At 26.6% G+C, this 346-nt stretch carries 1 pseudogene; it reads right to left on the bottom strand.

The features are described from left to right. Positions 1-80 precede the first annotated feature (80 nt). Positions 81-245, bottom strand: a pseudogene (locus KI369_RS29220) (DJ-1/PfpI family protein); the annotation flags it as partial. Positions 246-346: the final 101 nt, after the last annotated feature.

The following is a 346-nucleotide window of genomic DNA, read 5'->3' as shown; positions in this document are numbered from 1 at the left end:
ACTGTTTAAGAGCTTAAGTTTAGAGCATAGATCATACCTATATACACTCAAAATAAGAAAAAATCCCAATTTGGGCTTTTTTAATTTTGTAAATCAATAATATCATATTCCATATTTTTGGCCGTTTCTTCAGCAATCTCCACACCTAGCAAATTTTTCACAATATGAAATGACATGTTAATACCAGCTGAAATTCCGGCTGATGTAATGATGTGCCCTTCATCTACAAATTTCATATTCTCCATTTCAAATTATAGTTTACATAATAATATTATCTATTTAATCACTATCTTTTATTTAAAATATTAAAATTTTCTGCTAAAATAATGCTAATCATGTTTAGTAT

The sequence above is a fragment of the Bacillus sanguinis genome (genome assembly GCF_018332475.1).
Lineage (GTDB): Bacteria > Bacillota > Bacilli > Bacillales > Bacillaceae_G > Bacillus_A > Bacillus_A sanguinis.
Note: the sequence above shows the minus strand (reverse complement) of the source record. Positions and strands in the feature narration are given on the sequence as shown.